Annotated in this window: 18 protein-coding genes; 8 read left to right on the top strand and 10 right to left on the bottom strand. The window is 63.4% G+C overall.

Annotated features, from left to right (window positions below):
- Nucleotides 1-36 precede the first annotated feature (36 nt).
- From EJ075_RS20035 to EJ075_RS19995, 9 genes are all read right to left on the bottom strand, one after another.
- Entirely contained in the window at nt 37-1,860 is a 1,824-nt protein-coding gene (locus EJ075_RS20035) for an ABC transporter ATP-binding protein (RefSeq protein WP_245457961.1), read from the bottom strand.
- On the bottom strand, nt 1,857-2,783 hold the full coding sequence (locus EJ075_RS20030; RefSeq protein ID WP_126105441.1) for an ABC transporter permease: 927 nt from the start codon (nt 2,781-2,783) through the stop codon (nt 1,857-1,859). The genes EJ075_RS20035 and EJ075_RS20030 overlap by 4 nt, the downstream gene beginning before the upstream one ends.
- The gene (locus tag EJ075_RS20025) at nt 2,783-3,763 is read right to left on the bottom strand and encodes an ABC transporter permease (protein WP_126105440.1); all 981 of its coding nucleotides are present in this window, start codon (nt 3,761-3,763) and stop codon (nt 2,783-2,785) included. Before EJ075_RS20025 ends, EJ075_RS20030 begins: the two co-directional genes overlap by 1 nt.
- Before the next feature lie 261 nt (nt 3,764-4,024).
- Nucleotides 4,025-5,608 carry an ABC transporter substrate-binding protein gene (locus EJ075_RS20020; RefSeq protein WP_126105439.1) on the bottom strand — a complete coding sequence of 528 codons (1,584 nt, stop codon included), beginning with the start codon at nt 5,606-5,608 and terminating at the stop codon, nt 4,025-4,027.
- Between the two features lie 380 nt (nt 5,609-5,988).
- Nucleotides 5,989-6,798: a formylmethanofuran dehydrogenase subunit C gene (locus EJ075_RS20015; protein WP_095489042.1), complete on the bottom strand. Its 810-nt coding sequence runs from the start codon at nt 6,796-6,798 to the stop codon at nt 5,989-5,991.
- Entirely contained in the window at nt 6,795-7,703 is a 909-nt protein-coding gene (gene fhcD, locus EJ075_RS20010) for a formylmethanofuran--tetrahydromethanopterin N-formyltransferase (protein WP_095489041.1), read from the bottom strand. Before fhcD ends, EJ075_RS20015 begins: the two co-directional genes overlap by 4 nt.
- Entirely contained in the window at nt 7,691-9,322 is a 1,632-nt protein-coding gene (locus tag EJ075_RS20005; protein ID WP_095489040.1) for a formylmethanofuran dehydrogenase subunit A, read from the bottom strand. The genes fhcD and EJ075_RS20005 overlap by 13 nt, the downstream gene beginning before the upstream one ends.
- Nucleotides 9,316-10,422 (bottom strand): tungsten formylmethanofuran dehydrogenase, encoded by a 1,107-nt coding sequence (locus EJ075_RS20000; protein ID WP_126105438.1) that lies wholly within the window; start codon nt 10,420-10,422, stop codon nt 9,316-9,318. The genes EJ075_RS20005 and EJ075_RS20000 overlap by 7 nt, the downstream gene beginning before the upstream one ends.
- Before the next feature lie 118 nt (nt 10,423-10,540).
- The gene (locus EJ075_RS19995) at nt 10,541-10,921 is read right to left on the bottom strand and encodes a 4a-hydroxytetrahydrobiopterin dehydratase (RefSeq protein WP_095489038.1); all 381 of its coding nucleotides are present in this window, start codon (nt 10,919-10,921) and stop codon (nt 10,541-10,543) included.
- A 159-nt stretch (nt 10,922-11,080) separates the two neighbouring features.
- On the opposite strand from EJ075_RS19995, the gene EJ075_RS19990 reads away from it, so the two are divergent.
- From EJ075_RS19990 to fae, 7 genes are all read left to right on the top strand, one after another.
- A complete protein-coding gene (locus EJ075_RS19990) occupies nt 11,081-12,049 on the top strand; it encodes a beta-ribofuranosylaminobenzene 5'-phosphate synthase family protein (RefSeq protein ID WP_126105437.1) in 969 nt (322 codons plus the stop codon).
- A gap of 41 nt (nt 12,050-12,090) precedes the next feature.
- Nucleotides 12,091-12,984: an NAD(P)-dependent methylenetetrahydromethanopterin dehydrogenase gene (locus tag EJ075_RS19985; protein ID WP_126105436.1), complete on the top strand. Its 894-nt coding sequence runs from the start codon at nt 12,091-12,093 to the stop codon at nt 12,982-12,984.
- On the top strand, nt 12,962-14,110 hold the full coding sequence (locus EJ075_RS19980) for an ATP-grasp domain-containing protein (protein WP_245457960.1): 1,149 nt from the start codon (nt 12,962-12,964) through the stop codon (nt 14,108-14,110). Before EJ075_RS19985 ends, EJ075_RS19980 begins: the two co-directional genes overlap by 23 nt.
- Nucleotides 14,107-15,063 (top strand): methenyltetrahydromethanopterin cyclohydrolase, encoded by a 957-nt coding sequence (mch, locus tag EJ075_RS19975; RefSeq protein WP_126105435.1) that lies wholly within the window; start codon nt 14,107-14,109, stop codon nt 15,061-15,063. Before EJ075_RS19980 ends, mch begins: the two co-directional genes overlap by 4 nt.
- 14 nt (nt 15,064-15,077) lie before the next feature.
- The gene (locus EJ075_RS19970) at nt 15,078-16,109 is read left to right on the top strand and encodes a RimK family alpha-L-glutamate ligase (RefSeq protein WP_245457959.1); all 1,032 of its coding nucleotides are present in this window, start codon (nt 15,078-15,080) and stop codon (nt 16,107-16,109) included.
- Between the two features lie 56 nt (nt 16,110-16,165).
- A complete protein-coding gene (locus tag EJ075_RS19965; protein WP_126105434.1) occupies nt 16,166-16,972 on the top strand; it encodes a triphosphoribosyl-dephospho-CoA synthase in 807 nt (268 codons plus the stop codon).
- A 168-nt stretch (nt 16,973-17,140) separates the two neighbouring features.
- The gene (gene fae / locus EJ075_RS19960; protein ID WP_095489033.1) at nt 17,141-17,647 is read left to right on the top strand and encodes a formaldehyde-activating enzyme; all 507 of its coding nucleotides are present in this window, start codon (nt 17,141-17,143) and stop codon (nt 17,645-17,647) included.
- A 400-nt stretch (nt 17,648-18,047) separates the two neighbouring features.
- On the opposite strand, the gene EJ075_RS19955 is transcribed toward fae, so the two are convergent.
- Complete coding sequence (locus EJ075_RS19955; protein WP_245457958.1) at nt 18,048-18,746, bottom strand: HisA/HisF-related TIM barrel protein; 699 nt, start codon at nt 18,744-18,746, stop codon at nt 18,048-18,050.
- A gap of 60 nt (nt 18,747-18,806) precedes the next feature.
- Between EJ075_RS19955 and EJ075_RS19950 the strand changes: the two genes are divergently transcribed.
- Nucleotides 18,807-19,841 (top strand): hydantoinase/oxoprolinase family protein, encoded by a 1,035-nt coding sequence (locus EJ075_RS19950; protein WP_126105432.1) that lies wholly within the window; start codon nt 18,807-18,809, stop codon nt 19,839-19,841.
- Nucleotides 19,842-19,983: the final 142 nt, after the last annotated feature.

The raw sequence follows: 19,983 nt of genomic DNA, 5'->3' as shown, positions 1-19,983 counted from the left end.
TCCATCGGTATGTTCCTCCCCGTCTTTTCTTGTCGATCATGCGGCGGCGCGGGTTCCCATTGTTTCAACCAGGAAGCAGGCCGCCAACTCGCCGTGATTTCGCGCCGTCAGCGTCGGGCTCTCGGCACGGCACCGCTCGAAGGCATGCGGACAGCGGCTGGCGAAACTGCAACCCGGCGGCAGGTCGATCGGGCTCGGCGGCTCTCCCTCGAGCAGGCATTCCTCCGGCTTGTAGCGGCGCTCCTCCAGTGTCGGAACCGCGCTCAACAGCGCCTTCGTGTAAGGATGCCCGGGATCGAAGAAAAGACGCTCATTGTGGGCGATCTCCACCACCTCGCCGAGATACATCACAGCGACCCGGTTGCAAACGCGGCGGACCATTGCAAGGTCATGCGAGATGAAGACGTAGGTCAGGCCGTGCTCGGCCTGCAGCTTTTCGAACAGCGCCAGCAGGCGGAACTGCTCGGTCTGGTCAAGCGACGACAGCGTCTCGTCCATGATGAGCACTTTTGGCTCGAGCACCATGGCGCGGGCGACATTGACGCGTTGGCGTTGGCCGGCGCTGAGCCCAAGCGGCAATTCATCGTAGAGGTTTGCCGGAAGCTCGACCTCGGCCATGACCGCCAGGACGCGTTCGCGTATCTCCTTCGCATTGCGCATGCCGTGCACGCGCAGCGGATCCTCCAGGATCGCGCCGATCGATGTGCGCGGCGGCAGCGAGTTGAACGGATCCTGCAGCACCAGCTGAAAATCGCGCCGGAACTTCAGCAGCGTCTTTCCCCTCAGTTTCGAAAGATCCTCGCCATTGCAGATGACGCTGCCGCTGTCTGGAAACTCCAGGCGGCTGAGAAGCCGCATCAGGGTGGACTTGCCGCAGCCGGACTCGCCGACCACGCCGAAATTCTCGCCCGGCATGACGTCGAAGGTGACATTGCGCACGGCGCGAACCTCGCTGTGGGCCGCGAACGTTCCCCGTTTGCGAACACGGTAGGTGCGGGTTGCGTCGCGTATGCTGATCGTTGGCATGGCCGCGTTCGTCGTACGCGGAACGGCGACCGCTTCGCTCGTCCAGATTTTCGGAATCTGGCTGATCAACTGCAACGTATAGGGATGCTGCGGCGCGTCGATGAGCCGCTGCGGGGTGTTGCGCTCGACGATCCTGCCTTCGGACAGCACCAGGACCTGATCGGCCGCCTCCTTGACCGTCGGCAGCGACGAGGAAACGAACACCACCGCGGTGTCGAAACGCTCCGTCAACTCGCGCATCAGACGCAGGACCTGCGCCGCGACTGTCACGTCGAGCGGCTGGGTGACGTTGTCGGCGACGAGAAAGGCTGGATTGCTGATCAAAGCGTCGACAATCAGCGCGCGCTGCATCATGCCGCCGCTGAATTGCGAGGGATACTCGTCGAAGCGCAACCGTGGCGAGGGAATGCGGACCGCTCCAAGAAGGTCGATGACCCGCTTGCGGGCCTCCGATGGATCGATGCCGGGCACCACGGCGCTGAGTTTCTCGACGATCTGGCGGCCGACCGGCAAAGTCGGATCCAGCGCTCCCATGGGATTGGCACCGACATAGGCGATCTCTCTGCGCAGCAGTCGCATCCGTCCGCCGGCCAGGTCGAGGATGTTCTGCGACTTGTACTCGACCGAGCCGGACGAGATGCGCAGCGGCGGGTCGATCCAGTTGACCAGGGCTCGCGCCAGAACGGTCTTGCCCGAACCGCTGGCTCCGATGATGCCGACGATTTCGCGCGGGGCGAGATCGAAGCTCACATCGGAGACGACCGGCCGGGCGCCCGCGCCCGTGCCCACTTCCACGCCGAGATTCTTGACCGACAGGACCGGGCTGCTGTTCACGACACGCCTCCGTAGATCCGGTTGCGGGCCCGCTCGAGCGAAGCGCCCATCAGGTTGATGCTGGTCAGGGTAAGGCACAGGAACACCCCCGGCATAGTGGCGATCCACCATGCATTGAGCAGGTATTTCCTGCCGTCGGCGATGATGTTGCCGAAGGTCGGCGTCGGAGGCTGCACGCCGAGGCCGATGAAGCCGAGGATCGACTCGAAGATCATCATGCGCGCCACGTCGAGCACCGACACGAAGATGATCGGCGGCAGCACCAGCGGCGCCAGCAGCCAGACCATGATGCGAAAATCCGAAGCCCCGCTGACCTGGGCGGCGCGCACATATTCGCTCTTGCGTTCGGTCATCACGACGCTGCGCGTGACGCGGGCATAGACCGGCCAGCTCGAAAGGCCGAGTACAAGGATGATCGCCGGAATCGTCGGCCGCGATACCCCCAGAACGGTAATCGCGAGGATGATCATCGGGATGGAGAGCTGCGCGTCGGTGATCCGCATGATCACCATGTCGATCCTGCCCCCATAGTAACCGGCGAGCGTGCCGAGCGAGCAGCCGATGATCAGCATCACCACCACGGTGGACAGGCCGATCAGCAGGGAATAGCGCAAGCCCACCAGACTGCGCACGAGCATGTCGCGACCGATCTGATCGGTGCCGAGCGGTGCCGCCCAATTCCATTTGTCGCCGAGGAAGGGTGGCGACTGCAAACGGCCGGCGACGTTCATCTTGGTGGGGTCGATGCCGCTCAAGGCCGGGTAGAGCAGCGCCGCGAGACCCAGCAGGGCGAAGATCACGAGGCCGACCCGGAATTCGTTCGACGCCAGCGCCGCCTTCCATATCCGCCGAGACAGCGAAGCGCCGCGCTGCGCTTCCGGCGCGGTTACCTTCATGCTCAGATGGGTTTGCACGACGCTCATCAGTATTCCAGTCTCGGATCGATCAGAGTTGCGACCAGATCGACCGCGATGTTGATCAGGACGAAGATGGCGCTGGTGACGATCGCGATGCCCTGAATCAGGGGAAAGTCGCGCTGCAGCACGGCGTTGATGGTCAGAAGCCCCAGTCCGGGATAATCGAAGATGAATTCGATCACGAGCACGCCGCCGAGCAGGCCGCTGATCTGGATGCCGAGAAGGTTGAGCAGCGGAACCGAGGCATTGCGCAGCGCGTGCGCGAAGATGATCCGACGCTGGCTGAGCCCGCGCACGCGGCCGACGGCAATGAACGGCATCATCATTGCCGAGGAAATCGAGCCGGTTAGCGTCCGGATCAGAACTGGCGAAAGTTCGACAGCCAAGACGATCGCCGGCAGGATGGTGTAGGCAAAGCCCTTGTAGCCGATCGCCGGCAGCCAGCCGAGCTTCACGGACAGCAGCAGCGCAAGCACGATGCCGAGCCAGAAACCCGGCAGGGATATGAAGATCGACGACACGTAAAAGGCGACCCTGTCCGGCCATCGTCCAGGAGACAATCCGGCCGGGATGCCGATCAGGAACGAAAAGAGCATCGCGAACACGATCGCCAGAAAGGCGAGTTGCAGCGTCATCGGCAGGGTCTCGCCGATAAGGGTGAGCACGTCGGCGCGCTCGCCGCGCGTGGCATCCCCGAAACTAGATCCGCCGGTTGAGGCGCCGCTGGCCGGCCGAACGAACGACTGGCCGAGGTCGCCCCTGACGACGCCGCTCATATAGCGCCCGAATTGAACCAGCACCGGGTCGCGAAGCCCCATCTCCTTGGCGATCTGCTCGATCAGCGCCTCGGGCGCCATTCCGCCCGCCATCAACCGGACGGGATCGCCCGGAACGACACGAAGCAAGGTGAATATCAGCAGCGTTACAAGAAAAATGATCAGCGCACCCTGGGCCAGGCGGCGGACAAGAAAGCTAATGATGAACATTCCATCTCCTGCGGCGGACGAAGCCCGAGGACTGGTTGCCGGCTCTCCTTCTCCCCTTGTGGGAGAAGGTGGCCGAGCGAAGCTCGGTCGGATGAGGGGTGTTCCAGCCTGGCACCATCCGCGATCCTTCCAGCACCCCTCAACCGTCTTGGCGCTGCGCGCCAATCCACCTTCTCCCACAAGGGGAGAAGGCAAGACAGGGCCGCGCTTCGACGACTGCCACGGCCCGGGTTGTTTCTTCCGGGCCACGGCTGGCGCCAATCAGGCGAACGCCCCCTTCGACGCATCCATCGAACCGTCCGGATAGATGAAGAGCCCCGTAAGAGACTTGTCCATCGCGTGGATCATGACGGAGGTGAACAGGGAGAACGACGGCACCTTCGCGGCAATCATCGGCATGGTCTCGGTTTGGAGGATCTGCTTGCGCTCCTCGAGCGACGCCGCGCTGCGCTCCTTGTCGAGTGAGGCGTCCAGTTCGGGATCGACGATGCCGGTGATGCGCTTGGACGAGGAATGGAAATGCGTGCGCAGCACGAGGTCCGGCTCCGGCGATCCGGTCGACCAGCCGCAGTCGACCATATGGCCCGGACCGCCGCCGGGACGGTCGTAGAGACGCTCATTCCACGCCGCGATCTCCAGCACCGACAGCGTGACGGGGAACCCCTGCTCCTGCAGCATGGCAGTGATCACCTCGCCATACTCCTTGGTCTTGGGATAGAACCCGACCGAGGTGATGTATTCGAGTTCGGGCAGGCCCTGCCCCTTCGGAAAACCTGCTTCGGCGAGCAGGGCCTGGCACTTCTCTGGGCTGTATTCGGGATAATTGGGCAGGTCGATATAACCGAACTTCACCGGCGAGACATAATTCGCGGAGGCATGGCCGGCTTCGCCGAGGATTTCGAGCAGCATGGACCGGTCGATCGCGTGACAGGCCGCCATTCGCACGCGCGGGTCGTCGAAGGGCGGCTTGGAACAGCGGAACCACAGATACTTGTTCTCGACCGAGACCACGCTGCTGATCGCCACATTCTCGTTACCTTTGAGGGTCGCCACCTGCTCCGGTTCGAGCCGCTCCACGATGGACGCCTGGCCGTTCATCAGCGACAGCATGCGGGTGGTCGAATCGCCAACGAAATTGAAGCTGATGCCGGGGATGGTCGGCGCCCCGAGGAAGTAGCCCGGGTAGGCCTCCAACACCGTGTCGTTGCCTCGCTGCTCGACGAACTTGTAAGGCCCGGTGCCGTTAAGGCGCTGCGAAAGCGGCCCGCTCGGCCCAGCGGCGATGTCGGTTGCCGACAGCATCGGCAGGTAGGAGGCGAGGAAGATGAACAGGTGCGCCGGATAGCCGCCCTTCGATGTGTCGACGATCACCGTGTAGTCGTCCGGCGTCGTGATTGTCAGCGTCTCGGTCGGGCCTGGATACCATTGCGCCGGCCGGTCGGGCTGCGAGCCGTATTCGAACGTCGCCTTGACGTCTTCCGCCTTGAACGGCTTTCCGTCGTGGAACTTCACCCCTTCACGCAGCTTGATCTCAAGCTTGGTCGGCTCAAGCAAGGTGATCTTTGTGGCGAGCTCGTAGATGACCTCGTCGGGACTTTCGACGCGCATAGGCGTGCGCGTCAGGAACCCCATGACGAAACCCTCGATGTTCTTCTGCGACAGCGTCGTGTGCGCCGTCGGATCCCAGTTGCCGGTGATGTTCTCGGCCGACAGGAAGACCAGTTGCTTGCCCGCCTGCGCAGCCGCGCCAGAGACCAGGAATTCCGGGTTGATCACCATAAGACCGGCGCCCGCTCCGAACGCCGCCATGCCCTTCATGAAATCACGCCTGCTTGACTCGGTCATATGTCGTTCCCCTTTTTTCATTATGTGGTTTTGTGGTTTTTCTTACGTTAGCCAAAACTCTCCACTTGGCAACACGGATTCTGCTGTGCGCTGCTGATACTGCGCCAAAAAAGCGCAATTGCCTTACAATGTTGATATTTTGGGCATATTGACGCGAAAACGTTCTGCTGGAGAAACGCCGAGATAGCCTCATTGCCCAATAAGGCGGCATTGGATTAGGTTGTGGAGTGGTGTGGTTTCTTCCAAAACGTCGCAAAGCCAAACGCTGCGCGAAAATATCTCGCGGGAAGAAAATCAGCCATTCAACCGGAACATGCAGCCGCAATTTGCGGATGTCGGCTGGAGCATGGCGCTGAAGGCATTTGCGTAATCAACACGCCTCAGCGAGGGAAAAGAACCTCACCCATTCCAAGCACCGCGTTGTCGCCGCCATATTTTTGCGGCGCATTGCCCAGAAGCGGCCGTTTCAAAATACCCTCGGCGATCAGATGGCGATCGACGATGGCGGCAAAAACGCTCTCCGGCGCGCCGCATTCGACGAAGCTCGGCGACAGACTTTTCGGCGCGCGATCGAGCAGGATCGAACCGCGGCGCATCAGGTAGCCGGGCATTTCGCCGGTGCCGCCGGCCACCACCAGCGTGCCGGCGATCATGCGGCTGCCGGCATTGTCGCCTGAACCCTTCAGCACCGCGATCAGGCCGCGCCGCATGCGGTCGGCGGCAAAAGCGCCCGCTTTGCCCCTGACGATCAGCACGCCGCCATTCATGCCGGCCAGCTCCCCGGCGAGCGGCGCACCGAGGTGATCGCCGGCGTTGCCTGTTATTTCAAGCCTGCCGCCGCGCATTCCGGAGCCGGCATGCGGACCCGCATTGCCTTCGATCGTCAGCTTGCCGCCGCGCATGGCGCGCCCGGCCTGGGCGCCGGCATTGCCGACGACACGAACCGAACCGCCCCGCATGCCTTCCGCCACGCGATCGAGGCGCGCGCTTCCACCTTCGAACACGATGTCCAGCGGATCGTTGCCGGCGACGCGAAAAATATCGCCGACCTTCGATCCATGCTTCGACATGCCGATCTGGATTCTTTCGATATCGCGCCTTTCGATCCCGGCAAGCCGCTCTGGCGTCAGCGGCGACAGGTCAAGGCGCTCGGGCGGCTCGGCGACAAGGGTGAAGGTCAGCGCCTTCATGGCAGCATATCCTTCAGCGAATAGATGAATTTGCCGAGCTTGCCGCCGTAATTGCCGGCGCTTATGCGAACCGCGCCTCGCTTCGGCCCGAGCTCGATGACGGCGTTGATGCCGGCCTTCATCGCGGCGGCAACGGCATCGTTGGTCTCGCCATCGATGACGATTTCCAGGACGGCGTTGATGTCGGGACCGAGCTCACTCCTGACGACACCGCGCAGTGTCGGCGCGTAGGCTTCGTTGGCCGAGGCGATCATGCCCTTGTATTTACCGCCGATCTTGGAACCCGAACGGGCAATGCCGCCCGGAAACGGCACGATCGCGCCGGGCACCAGGCCTATCGCGGCGACCGCGGCCTCTGCGGCAACCAAGGCCTTGGCGCTGCTTTCAGCCATGACGAAGAAATTGCCGCCGCCGACGGCATCCTTCGTCAGCCCGGTCGTTGCTTCGCACAGGAATTCGCCATCCATGACGGGAACGCGCCAAAAATGCCGGCCGCCGATTTTCTTGGAGATCTGCCAGCCGTCGCCAAAATAACGCAGCGCCGAACCGAGCTTCAACTCGGCGCTGCCCTCCAGTCCGGCGAAGCAGGCCGAACCCGGCGAGGTCAAGACACACTGGCCGACGCGATTGAGCAGTTGTTTCTGCAGTTCGTCTGTTCCCATCGCAAAGATCATCACGCGGCAGCCGGGCCGGCCATCCGGTGTGGCCGATGGCGGCAGTTCGACGTCGATTGCCGCTTCGCAGCCGCAGCCGATCACCGAGGTGGCAAAGCCGGTCATGGTGATCGCCGCCTGGCGAGCCCATTTCCGGTTCGGCGCGGTGATGATGATGGCGGTCGCGCGCATGCCGAAGGCCTCGGCAAAGGTATCGTCGATCACTATGCCATTTACGCTCACGTTCGGCATGCAACCTCGCCGAATGGCTGTTCGCGCGCGATCGCGGAATCTGGGAAATTGAACCAGTCCAGCGACAGGCCGTAGCGCTGCTGGTGATAGTCCTCCAGACGCCGCACCATTGCCTTGTCCGGCGACGGATTGAGCCTGAGCGCCTTGCCCCACCGGTAATGGGTGATCTCTCCATCCTGCACGACGAGATCGCCATCCTTGAAGACATATGCCGCCTGCCCCAGCATTTTCGCGATGTTCCCGTCCCTGCGGTAGACAGCGATATCGGCTATGGCGCCGGCGCCGAGGTGGCCCCGGTCTGTTAGCCCGAGCAGCTTGGCTGGGGCCGCGCGCGTCATGATGGCAATTTCCTCGAACGTGTATTCGCGGTCGATTGCGGCCAGGGTGGAGAGCGCCATGGCGGATTTTGGGAGTCCGGCAATCATTTCGGTGCGCGCTTCCCGGCTCATCAGCAGCTCGAACAGAGCCGGGTAGACGGTAAAGGGCGCGCCATTGGGATGATCGGTGGTGAAGAAGACACGCCAGGGATCGTTGATCAGGAGAAAAAGCTCGAGCCCGATCGCCCACTGCATCGCGCCATAGAAATCCTTGCCATAGCTGTAGGGCACGATGCCGCCGCCATTGCCGTCGCCGTCATGAATGACGGATTTCTTCGGGCTCGCGCTGCCACGCGCCGAAAACTGCCGCATGACGTCGGAGGAGACGGTGACCGTCTGGCCGAACATCACCTGGCCGATATCGATGGTGACTTCCGGCGTCGCGTTGACCAGTTCGGCGAGACGCGCCGCGGCCGAGGAAAACCTGCGCTTGCCTTCCGTGCCGTAGCCATAGAACTGGAGGTGGGCGAGGTGCATCGGCAACCCCTCCGCTGCCGCGATCGTCGCGGCCGCCGTGTCCGCCGATCCGGGACTGCCCAGATTGTTGCAATGGACATGCAGAGGGTGCGGGACGCCAAGGCTGTCGACGGCGGCCTGCAGCGTCTTGACGATCTTGCGCGAGCTGACGCCATAGGAAGGCACCACATCGTCCAGCGAGAAGGTGCGGACGTTTTCCTTGAAGGCGGCCGCCGCGCCGGCGTTGATCACCTTGACCCCAAGCGCCCGTGTCGAGGCGACTGTCCAGGCGACATAGTCCTCGATCATTTGAGACGAAGCGTCGTCGCGGATCATTGACAGCAGGAAATCGTCGTTGCCGAGAATGGCGAGCGTCGCCTTGTCGATGATCGGGATGTCGGCCAATTCGAGATGGGTGTGAAGTGCCGCTCCCGGCGACATAGCCGGCTCGACGACCGTGGTGAAACCCATCTTGGCGTAGAGGCAGCCGGTCTGGAAGGTCGACCAGCCGGCATTGGAGAGCGGCGTCGTCGCCGGCCGCGCCTGATGCGCGGCATGCTGCTCGGGCAGGAGCAGCCGTGCCGTGTTCACATTGCCGCCACCGATGTGGGAATGGATGTCGATGGCGCCCGCCATCACGACGCAGCCGGCAGCGTCGATGGTCCGGTCGGCAGCGCCCCCCGCCGGCGCCGCAACGATCTTATCGTCCCTGATCCAGAGGTCGCCCTTGCCGAGACGACCGTTGACCGGATCGATGATGTCGCCGCCCGCAATTTTCGTCAGCATGGCAACGCGGCCTCGGCGGAGACATGACTGGCGACCAGGCGGATGACAGTCGCAGCGGAGGGCAGTTCGGACGCCGCTCGCGCATCGATCGACCTTAGCGAACCGGTGCGGCTGGAATAGACCACCGCCTCGTGATCGACGCCCGCTTCGCCGATGGCGATGGTGACCGCAGCGCCCGCGACCGGCTTCTGCGTTTTCGCCAACGCGATCAGCGCCATGCGGTTCCTTTTCTTCTGCGGCTGGACAATTGAGGAGGAGATCCGCAGGTGCAGGTCGGCTTCGCCGGCAGCGATCATGCGCGCGACATCGTAACGCCAGGGATCGAATTCCGGGAAGCCGCGCGCAAAGCCCGTGCGCAGCGGAAAACCCGCCATCCAGGTCGAGGCGAGCGCGCTTCCCCATCCGTTTTCGCGCGCCGGCAGATGAAGGCCGGATGCGCGTGATTTGCGGTTGAGATCGGCGATCAGTCCTTGCAGCATCTCCAGCGCCAGCCCTTCGGTTGCGTCGCCTGAAAACAGGAAGACTGGAAAATGCGCAGCCTCCAGGGCTTTGGCGAAATCGTCGAAGTTCGACACCGGCTGCGAAGTCTGACGCCCCCTGCACTGCGTCCTCAGCGCCGCCAGCGTCGCGCCGAGGCTTGCCTCGCCGCAGGAGAGGAGCGTCGCCGTCCGCCCGTTGCTCAACGGCGGCGCAGACGCCCCGTTCGACCCGACCAGAAAGATTTCACGTTGATTCTTGCCTGTGAGATCGGGGGCCGAGAGATCGGGAACCGTGGCCGAGAGTTCGCCGACAAATTCATGATGGATTTGCGGGAGTTCGCCCACGATCACCACGACATCGGCGCGCCGGCGCGTCTCGCCGGGCGCGACGGTCATCGCGCCTTTGTCGGTAAAAAGCGCGGTCTCCCGGGAAACTGCCGCGCCATCGGCATGATCGTATGCCGCGCCAACCCGCTCAGCCAGCGCGATCGCCGCCCTGGTGCCGTGTATATCCGTATCCAAGCTGAAAACCGGGCACCGGCTCGACCCCAACAACGCAGCGGCATGTGCAGCCGCGCGCTCGACCAGCGTTTCCCGGTTGCCGATCCAAGCAACCGCCATTCACTACGCTACTTTCTGGTGCCGGCCCGATCCTAGACGAAACTGGATCGGCCGTGAACCCCGCCTGCCAGCAGATTAGCGAATGTTTTCATACGCCATCAACAAATTCCGACCGCGCTTAATCATATTTGATGTAAGCGAAGCGCTGATCGGTCGGCGGAGTGCCTTCCAGCGCGCCGCCTTCCTTGGCCGGCTGCCACTGGACAACATCCTCGATCTTTTTGGCCAGCTCGAAGTCTTTGTCGGTGATGCCCTTCGCTGCATGGTTCATCAGGCGCACCTCGACCCAGGCATAGGACGCCGTGATGTCGGGATGGTGCCACGCCGCCTCGGCGAGATGGCCGACCGTGTTGATCACCATCAGTGTCGATTTCCAGCTGTGGGTCTTGTATTTGCGCCGGATCCAGCCGTTCTCGTAGCGCCACTTCGGCAGCTCCTTCTCGAGCCGGTCGGCGATCTCGGCTTCCGAATAGACCTTTTCCTTAGCTGTCTCGCTCATCTCGACCTCCGCGAATGGCCCGGTCCGTTTTCGCGCCGGGGCCAAAGAAGATAAAACGAATGCACTCTCTCCGGCTTGCCCCTTCTACGAAAACAGCTATCATGGCGACGGGCACCTAAACTTCCATGATGCGTCTATGATGCACCCATCGGGGGGTAGATGTCGAATTCTGTCACCATACGAGTGCCCTCCCGCCTGCACCTTGGCTTCCTCGATCTCAATGGTGATACCGGACGTCGCTTTGGCAGCGTCGGGCTACCTCTGAGCGAACCCGAAACCGTCGTCACCCTGTCTCGATCCAGCGAGACCATCGTCGAAGGCCCCGAGAGCCGTCGCGCCGGCGAACATTTGTCGACGCTCTGCAGCCATCTCGGCGTTCGCGGTCAGCACCGGCTGGTGGTCGAGCAGTCGATCCCGAGCCATGCCGGCCTCGGCTCCGGCACGCAGATCGCCCTTGCCGTCGCCTCGGCGCTGCGCACGCTCCACCAACTGCCTCTCGATATCGGCGGCGACGCGACCCTGCTCGATCGGGGCGGCCGATCCGGCATCGGCATCGCCAGTTTCGAAAGCGGTGGTGTCATTGTCGACGCCGGCAAGGACGACAGCGGCAGGCCGCCGCCGGTCGTGGCGCGATTGCCGTTTCCGGAAGAGTGGCGCGTCATCCTGATCCTCGACCATGGCGGGCATGGACTGCATGGCGATGCCGAGATCGCGGCGTTTCGCTCGCTGCCACCCTTCCCGGCATCCGGCAGCGGCGAGATCTGCCGGCGGGTGCTGATGGGCATGATGCCGGCTCTGGTCGAGCACGACCTTCCAGCCTTCGGCGCCGCCGTCGCCGCGATCCAGATGCTGATCGGCACCCATTTCGCCCCGGCGCAAGGCGGCGTTTTCACCTCCAAGCGGGTCGAGAGGGTGGCCCATGCTCTCAATGAAGCAGGCGCCGTCGGCATCGGGCAGAGCTCATGGGGGCCAACAGGGTTTGCCTTCGCCCCATCGCAAGACGCCGCAGTCAGGTTCGTCAGCGCGGTTCAGCAGACAGTTGAGCCCGGCATCGAGATCAGGATCGTCAAGGGCAGGAATTCCGGCGCGAAGATCAGTTCGACCAAACTTGATCTCGTCGGCAGCTGACGGCTCGGCAACACGATCAGGTTCAAGAAGAAAGGCGAGAAATGGCCCGCAAACATATCCTGCACATGCTGACGCCGTTGAAACACATGAGCCCTTTCGACGTGAACATGGCGCTCGATGCAGGCTTCGACGCCGTCGTCCCCTATGTCGACGTAAGCCTCGGCGAGGTGACAGGCCTCGTGCAGGACGCGATCTTTTCGCGCCCGCCCGATGCAGGGGTCGATACCGGCATCTTCATCGCCGGCAAGGATGCCTCGCTGGCGCTCGACATGTTCGACGCAGCGCGAAAGGCGATGGTGCCGCCTTTCCAGGTTTCGGTATTCGCCGATCCGGCCGGCTCGTTCACCACGGCCGCGGCGATGGTGGCCAAGGTCGAAAAAGCGCTGGAGAAGAAATTCGAGCGCGGGCTGAAAGACACGAGGATCGCTGTTTTCGGCGCCACCGGCGTCGTCGGCTTCTGCACAGCCGTCATCGCTGCCAGGGAAGGCGCCCGGGTCACGCTGGTCGGTCATGACGGCATCGAAAGGGTCGGGCAGATCGCGGCTGAGATCAAAAGCCGATTCAAGATCGCCGTCGATGCGGCTGATGGGTCGAGCGACGCCCGGAAGACGAAGCTGGTCGAGGCGAGCGAGGTGATCCTGGCTTGCGCCAAGGCCGGCGTCCAGGTGGTCTCGAAAGCCCAGTTGAAAGACGACGGCCTGCTCATTGCCGCCGACGTCAATGCGGTTCCGCCGGCCGGCATCGAAGGCGTGGCCGTCAACGCCAATAGCGATCCGCTCGAAGCGGCAAAAGCTGTCGGCATTGGTCCGCTTGCCATCGGCAACGTGAAATACAAGGTCGAATTCGGCCTCTTCAAAAGAATGATCGAATCCGAAAAAACCATCACGCTCGATTTCCAGGAAGCATTTTCCCTTGCACGCGAGATTGCCAAGTAACGCCGGATCCCTCCTGATCGCGGCGATTTCAGGCCGGGCGCTGGCTGCTGCCGCGCGCCGCGCCGGCTATCGTCCGCTGGTCGCCGATTTCTTTTGCGACACCGACACGGTCGCGCTCGCCGAACGCGCGGCGATGCTGCCGGGCGACCTGCAGGGCGGTATCGACGGCGAGCGCATCGTCGAGACGCTTCGGCAATTGGCTGGAGACGACCGGCCGGTCGCCATCGTCCTGGGCTCGGGCTTCGAGCGGATGACGGAGACTGTAGACGAGATCGCGCGCCATTTTCCGCTCGCCGGCAATAGTGGCGCCGCGATCCGCCGGATCAAGGACCCGCAATTGCTGGCCGCCGATTGCGCCGAAATCGGCATCCCGCATCCGCAATTCCGATGGGACCGGCCGCCCGATCCGGAGAACTGGGTGGTCAAGACCGCGGGCGGCGCCGGCGGCACGCATATCAGACGGGCCGCCGGAGAAACCCCGATATTACAGTGTCAGGCCCCTGGCGGCCGCTATTTCCAGCGTTTCGTTGCCGGCCGCAGCATCTCGGCCCTGTTCGTCGGCGACGGCAAAACCGCCGATATCGTCGGCTTCAGCCAACAATGGGCGTCCCCCGCCCCGGCAGCGCCCTACCGCTATGGCGGCGCCGTGCGGTTGAGACGCTTCGATCGCAGGCAGGCGGCGATGATCCGCGGCTGGCTTTCAGGCCTGGCGCGCCGCGCCGGCCTGGTTGGATTGTGCAGCGCCGATCTCATTCGCGGACCGGATGGCTACAAGCTCATCGAGATCAACCCGAGGCCAGGCGCCACGCTCGACATTTTCGACGATGCCGACGCGCCGCTGATCGAAGCGCATCTGCGCGCTGCGGCAGGCAGGGCCTACCACCTGCCGCGCTTCGTCGATTCGATGGCATCGATGGTGACCTACGCCGCGGCGCCGATCGCCCAGTTTCCATCGATTGCCTGGCCTGAATGGACTGCGGACCATCAGTCGCCCGGCACCCGTCTTATTGCTGGCGATCCTGTCTGCACCATCTTCGCGCGCGGTCCGAGCGCCGATTTGACCAGGCGGCTCATCAAGGGCCAAGCCAGCCGGTTGCAACACCAATGGGAAGGAGACCGGACATGAAAGATGGTTCGGCATTCCTGAACGACAATGCGCAGCGCATCATCGACGGCATGATCGGCAACGCCGAACGCCTGCGTATCGCCGTTTCCAGGGGGCCATTGGGCGAGTGCCTGATCGATGCCGGCGCCAAGGCCACCGGCGGCGTCGAGGCCGGGCTGCGCATGGCGGAAGCCGCGATGGGCGGGCTCGGCAGCATCTCGGTCTGCATGGACCGCGCGTCGGAGAAATGGCCGTTGACCATCGAAGTGCGGTCCTCGCAGCCGGTGCTTGCCTGCCTGGGCAGCCAGTATGCGGGCTGGAACCTGTCGAGCCAGGGCTATTTCGCCATGGGATCGGGACCGGCGCGGGCGCTCGCCCGCGTCGAGCCGCTGTTCGAAGCGCTTTCCTATCGCGACACCGCGTCATCCGCCGTGCTTATCCTGGAGACCGCCGAACCGCCCCCCCAAGCGATCGTCGAGAAGGTCGGCAAGGCGACCGGACTGCCAACCGAAAAGCTCACCTTCCTCTATGCGCCAACACAAAGCCTTGCGGGCAGCGTGCAGATCGTTGCGCGCGCGCTCGAGGTCGCCTTGCACAAGAGCAACGATCTCAAGTTTCCGCTGGACAATATCGTCGACGGCATCGGTACTGCGCCTATCCCCGCCCCCCATCCGGATTTCCTGACCGCCATGGGCAGAACCAACGACGCCATCATCTATGGCGGCAGCGTTCAGCTCTTCGTAAAAGGCTCGGCGAAAGACGCCAGGGAGCTCGCGGAGCGACTGCCGAGCCGCGCCTCTCGGGACCACGGCCACCCTTTCGCCGAGGTTTTCAAGCGGTTCAAGGGTGATTTCTATGCCATCGATCCACTGCTGTTCAGCCCGGCCGAAGTGATCGTCACGGCGATCGAGACCGGCGACACGTTTCGCGCCGGCGAGCGTGATCTGCGGATGCTCGAACGGAGCCTCGGCTAGACCATGGCGGTGCAATGGATTCGTCTGTCATCCGCCTGCCGGGCCGCTCGCTCGGGCTTTCGGTATACCGGTATCCGAGGCCTAACATGATCCCCCGCATCCTGATCGTCAGCGATAATTCGGACGCTCGCGCCAAAGGCCTGGCGGCAAGGCTGGACCGGCGGGGCGCCGTTGTCGCAACCGTGCCGCTGGCGGCGATCGCGTTCGACACCGGCAGCCCGAGCGGACTGTCGATCCCCGGCTTCGACGGCGCGCTGCCCGATGCCGTGCTGGTCCGTTCGATCGCCGCCGGATCGTTCGAAGCGGTCACCCGGCGCCTCGGCGTGCTGCACGCATTCGCCAAGCTTTCCATTCCGGTGTGGAATTCCGCCCAGGCGATAGAACGCTGCGTCGACAAGTCGATGACGACCTTCCTCCTGAAGAATGCCGGCCTGCCGACGCCGCCGACATTCGCGGTCGAGGGACGTGCCATGGCCGAAGCGATCGCCGAACGCGAACTGCCGTTCACGCCGCTGGTGCTGAAGCCGCTTTTCGGCGCGCAGGGCCGCGGCATCAGGCTGATCGAAACATTGTCCGACCTCCCCGCCGACGAGGAGGTGAACAGCGTCTACTATCTCCAGCATTACGTGCCGCGTCCCGGGCCTCCTTTCCGCGATTTTCGCGTTTTCGTCTGCGCCGGCGAAGTCCTGGCGATGATGAGCCGGCGTGGCGACGACTGGATCACCAACATCAATCGCGGGGCGGTGCCCGAGCAGGTCTCGGGGCACGGCGAAACCGAACTGGCGGCGCTGGCAAGAGCCGCCGCCGCCGCTATGTCAGCGGATTTCGCCGGCGTCGATATCGTGCCGGCGGCCGACGGCAAGCTGTTCGTGCTGGAGGTCAACAGCATGCCCGCCTGGTCCGGGCTTCAATCGGTCGTCGCGGTGAACATCGCCGATGCGATTGCCGACGCCCTGCTGAAATTCCTGGCCGATCGCCGAGCTGATCGCCCAGAGGGGGCGGCGGCGGCGCGCCCCTACCGCCTCACCGCGCCGGCGAATTCGTGACGAGCCGGGCGCTTTCGCGAGAACGCCTCCGGGTTGCCTACAAGGACGCCTGTCGGATGGAGATCGAGGCGCTGAAACCGGGCAACGTCCACCTGTTCGCCGACGGGCACGGCATGTCCGCCGCTCAGTTCATGATGAGCGCAGAGGTCTCGTCGGGGCCGCTGACCGATCCTCGCCTGCCGGTCGGACAGCGTATGCTGGAAGCGGTCCGCGCGACACGTCTGGCGGTCGCCACCAATACCAACCTCGGTATCATCCTTCTGGCGGCGCCTCTGCTATGCGCCGCCGAAATGACGGGCGCTCCACTGCACGACAATCGACTGCACGACAATCTCGACGCGGTGCTGCGCGCAATGAGCATGGACGATACGAGGGCGGTGTTCGAGGCGATCGTCACGGCCGCGCCAGGCGGCCTAGGAGAGGCCGCGAACGATGTACGGCAAGAGCCGAAGGTTCATCTGCTCGAAGCCATGCGGGAGGCGGCCGACCGCGACATGATCGCCCGCCAGTATGTTACCTGTTTCGGCGACGTGTTCGGCGTCGGGCTTGCGGCTCTGGAAGCGGCGTTGGCACGCGGGGAAGGCGGCATGTGGCCGACGGTGTTCGCCTATATGGCGTTTCTCGCCGGCTTCCCCGACAGTCATGTGATGCGCAACCATGGCGCTGAAGCCGCAAATCAGGCGCGGCAAGAAGCCCTTGCCGTTCAGGCGGCGCTCCATGCCAACGACGACGAAGCGTCACGCATTCGTCGGCTCATGGAACTCGACCGCCGGCTGAAGGCGGACAAGGTCAACCCCGGCACCTCGGCCGACCTGACCGTGGCTACTCTTTTAGTCCACCTCCTCGGCGTTCAGCTTGCATAATCGCAACGTTGGTGGTTGACTTTCAGGAGCGGAAGCTGGGCTTCCGCGGCTATCCAGCCAACCGGTCCGGATGTCCGGGCGCTGCCAACAAGGATAGCTGTCCATCGAGCGCTCGCTCGGTTTGCGGCGTCTTTGGACACCATAACTGTGTCTTGGAGGAAAATTGGCATGGCAAAGATCTCGAAAGTAATGGTCGGTGAATCGCTGGTAGGAGACGGCAACGAAGTGGCGCATGTCGACCTGCTCATCGGCCCGCGGGGGAGCGCGGTCGAAACGGCATTTTGCAACGCGCTTACCAACAACAAGGACGGCTTTACCTCCCTTTTGGCGGTGATCGCGCCCAATCTTCAGTGCAAGCCCAACACCGTGATGTTCAATAAGGTCACGATCAAGGGCGCCAAGCAGGCCGTGCAGATGTTCGGCCCGGCCCAGCATGCGGTCGCAAAGGCAGTGCAGGATAGCGTCGCCGAGGGGATCATTCCTGCCAGCGAGGCGGACGATCTGTTCATCTGCGTCGGCGTTTTCATCCACTGGGACGCGGCGGACGACGCCAAGATCCAGAAGTACAATTACGAAGCGACGAAGGAAGCCATCCAACGCGCCGTCGCGGGAACACCGACGGCCGCCGAAGCCACGGATAAGCGGGACCAGGTGAAGCATCCATTCGCGGCTTAGACAAGAGACAGCCCCGCACAGGCAAAACCCTCCGCTGAGCCGGATGGTCTGTTGCGCCGCCTGAAAAAGCTACTGGGCCTTTAGAGACTGTTTTCGAAATTCGCTCTGGCGAGTCATATGGTGGTGGTTTCGAGAACCGGAGCGCAGCGGACATTTGGGTCCGTGAGCACCGGAAGCGCAGAAAACGCCATCAGATGGCCGCCGGAGCAGAGTTTCCAAACGGTCTCGTAGAGCATCGGACCCAAAGCCTGCCCTCAGGTCTGACCCGAGGGTCGGGAATCGTTTTTGGGAAATCCGATGCTCCAGCAAAGAGATAGGGCGGCGACACGATCGACTGAGAGTCCGCCGCTCTAAATCCAAAGTCCCAGGTTGCGAGACCGAAGGTCGAGGTCACACGATGTCAGGCGCCAAGCGTCGCGAGGTGTTCGGGCGTGAGCGTGCCGTCGTGCAGCGAGGTCGCGACCAGCGCAGCAGTGATACCGAGTGACGAAAGGGCGCGAATGTCAGCCTCGTTGCGCACCCCGCCGGCCGCGATCACGGAGCGGCTTCCAGCCTTTGCCTTGATCGCCTCGAGCCGCGTGAAATCGGGACCGGAGGCGGAGCCGACCTTGGCCAGTGTCATGACGATCACCTTTTGCGGCCAAAGCTCCGGCTCGTCGAGAAATGATGCCGGACCGCGAAACCCGTCGTCGAAGAAATCCAGCGACAGGATAAGGTCTGGATGATCGCAAAAACGCCGGAACAGCGCGTCGTCTCCCTGCGATTCGGAACCCAGGACCGGGTAAAGCCAGGGCTCGGCAAGTGCTGCCGAAAGGGTTTTCTCGTCGGCGATGCCGGCATCGACCCAAAGCTCCGGCGGCTCCGCCATCGCCTTCAGCCGGGCAAGCGGGCCGCTGTTTGGCGTTCCGCCTTCGATGGCATCCAGATCGGCGATATAGAAGGTCGGAAAAGGGTAAAGCCCGCGCAAGCCCTCGGCGACCGCGACGACATCGGCAGTTTGGCTGAGCGGCGTAACGATCGGCCTGTAGCGATCGCGTTTTCCTTGGTGGGCGCGGACCACTTCGCCGCCTTTCAGGTCGAGAACCGGAATGATACGCAACGCTTTTCTCGCTAACCAACTGTCCCTGCGCAACTGTCCCCTGTGATGAAAGCTTGAAGTGTGGAAAAAAGAAAGAGCATCATTGCCGGCTTCGATATCGGCGGCGCGCATCTGAAGGTGACGCGCGCGCAAGACGGCCGCATCGTCGAGGCCGTAACGATCGCCACGCCGCTTTGGCTCGGGCTCGACAAGCTGGCCTCGGCATTCGAGGAAACGGCGCCGATTTATGCGGGCGCCGATCTCAACGCATTCACCATGACCGGCGAACTGGCTGACATCTTTCCGTCCCGCGATGCCGGCGTCGCAGCTCTGCTGGATGAGATTTCAAGCCGTTTCCCAGGCGAAAAACTGATCTATGCCGGGCCGTTCGGCTTCGTCGGGGTCGAGGAGGCAGCGCGGCTGAGCACCGATGTCGCCTCCGCCAACTGGCACGCGACAGCGTCGTTGGTGGCCAAACGCGCCGGCGATGCCCTGTTCGTCGACATGGGCTCCACCACCACCGACATTATCGCCGTCAAAAATGGCGCCGTCGCCAATGACGGCTACACCGATGCCGGACGGCTGCTGACCGGCGAACTGGTTTATACCGGCTTCACCAGGACGTTCCTGTTCGGTGTGGCCTCATCTGCCCCCGTCCGTGGCAGGCTGACACCACTGATGAACGAGTATTTCGCCTCGATCGCCGACGCGCACCGGATCCTGGGGGTGCTCGACGAGAAGGACGACAGGCACGCTACCGCCGACGGCAAGGAAAAGACGATCGACGGTTCGATCGCGCGGCTGGCGCGCATGATTGGGCGCGACGCCGCCGACCTGACACCGCCGGAATGGCGTGAAATCGCGCGCTGGTTCAGCGAGCAGCAATTGCGCAAGATCCACGACGCGGCATCCCTGGTTGCCGGCCCCCTTGCCCCGGATGTGCCGATCGTTAGCGCCGGAACCGGCCGCTGGCAGATCAGGCGGCTGGCCGAACGCATGGAGCGCCGCTTCGTCGATTTCGCCGAGATCATTCCCGCAGATGACACCGTTCGCGGCGAAGCGAGCAGCGTGGCGCCCGCGTCAGCGGTGGCGCTGCTGGCGGGATCTCAATCGTAGGCGCTATATCATGGCCATCCGATCAATCGGGGAGATGAGATACTGCCCTGGCTGAATCTCCGCAATTAAATATCTGCGGCCGGGAGCTGCCAATCCGCTAGCGGCCCAGAACCGGCGGACGGCAAGGCCTCTCAGTTCGGTC

The organism is Mesorhizobium sp. M6A.T.Cr.TU.016.01.1.1, from assembly GCF_003952585.1.
GTDB classification, from domain to species: domain Bacteria; phylum Pseudomonadota; class Alphaproteobacteria; order Rhizobiales; family Rhizobiaceae; genus Mesorhizobium; species Mesorhizobium mediterraneum.
This window is presented reverse-complemented; position numbering and strand designations above follow the sequence as displayed.

Bases quoted from the DNA above. Each gene is read 5' to 3' on its own strand.
- EJ075_RS20030 (WP_126105441.1), bottom strand. From the start codon at position 2,783: ATGAGCGTCGTGCAAACCCATCTGAGCATGAAGGTAACCGCGCCGGAA.
- EJ075_RS20025 (WP_126105440.1), bottom strand. From the start codon at position 3,763: ATGTTCATCATTAGCTTTCTTGTCCGCCGCCTGGCCCAGGGTGCGCTG.
- EJ075_RS20020 (WP_126105439.1), bottom strand. From the start codon at position 5,608: ATGACCGAGTCAAGCAGGCGTGATTTCATGAAGGGCATGGCGGCGTTC.
- EJ075_RS20015 (WP_095489042.1), bottom strand. From the start codon at position 6,798: ATGAAGGCGCTGACCTTCACCCTTGTCGCCGAGCCGCCCGAGCGCCTT.
- fhcD (WP_095489041.1), bottom strand. From the start codon at position 7,703: ATGCCGAACGTGAGCGTAAATGGCATAGTGATCGACGATACCTTTGCC.
- EJ075_RS20005 (WP_095489040.1), bottom strand. From the start codon at position 9,322: ATGCTGACGAAAATTGCGGGCGGCGACATCATCGATCCGGTCAACGGT.
- EJ075_RS20000 (WP_126105438.1), bottom strand. From the start codon at position 10,422: ATGGCGGTTGCTTGGATCGGCAACCGGGAAACGCTGGTCGAGCGCGCG.
- EJ075_RS19995 (WP_095489038.1), bottom strand. From the start codon at position 10,921: ATGAGCGAGACAGCTAAGGAAAAGGTCTATTCGGAAGCCGAGATCGCC.
- EJ075_RS19990 (WP_126105437.1), top strand. From the start codon at position 11,081: ATGTCGAATTCTGTCACCATACGAGTGCCCTCCCGCCTGCACCTTGGC.
- EJ075_RS19985 (WP_126105436.1), top strand. From the start codon at position 12,091: ATGGCCCGCAAACATATCCTGCACATGCTGACGCCGTTGAAACACATG.
- mch (WP_126105435.1), top strand. From the start codon at position 14,107: ATGAAAGATGGTTCGGCATTCCTGAACGACAATGCGCAGCGCATCATC.
- EJ075_RS19970 (WP_245457959.1), top strand. From the start codon at position 15,078: ATGGATTCGTCTGTCATCCGCCTGCCGGGCCGCTCGCTCGGGCTTTCG.
- EJ075_RS19965 (WP_126105434.1), top strand. From the start codon at position 16,166: ATGGAGATCGAGGCGCTGAAACCGGGCAACGTCCACCTGTTCGCCGAC.
- fae (WP_095489033.1), top strand. From the start codon at position 17,141: ATGGCAAAGATCTCGAAAGTAATGGTCGGTGAATCGCTGGTAGGAGAC.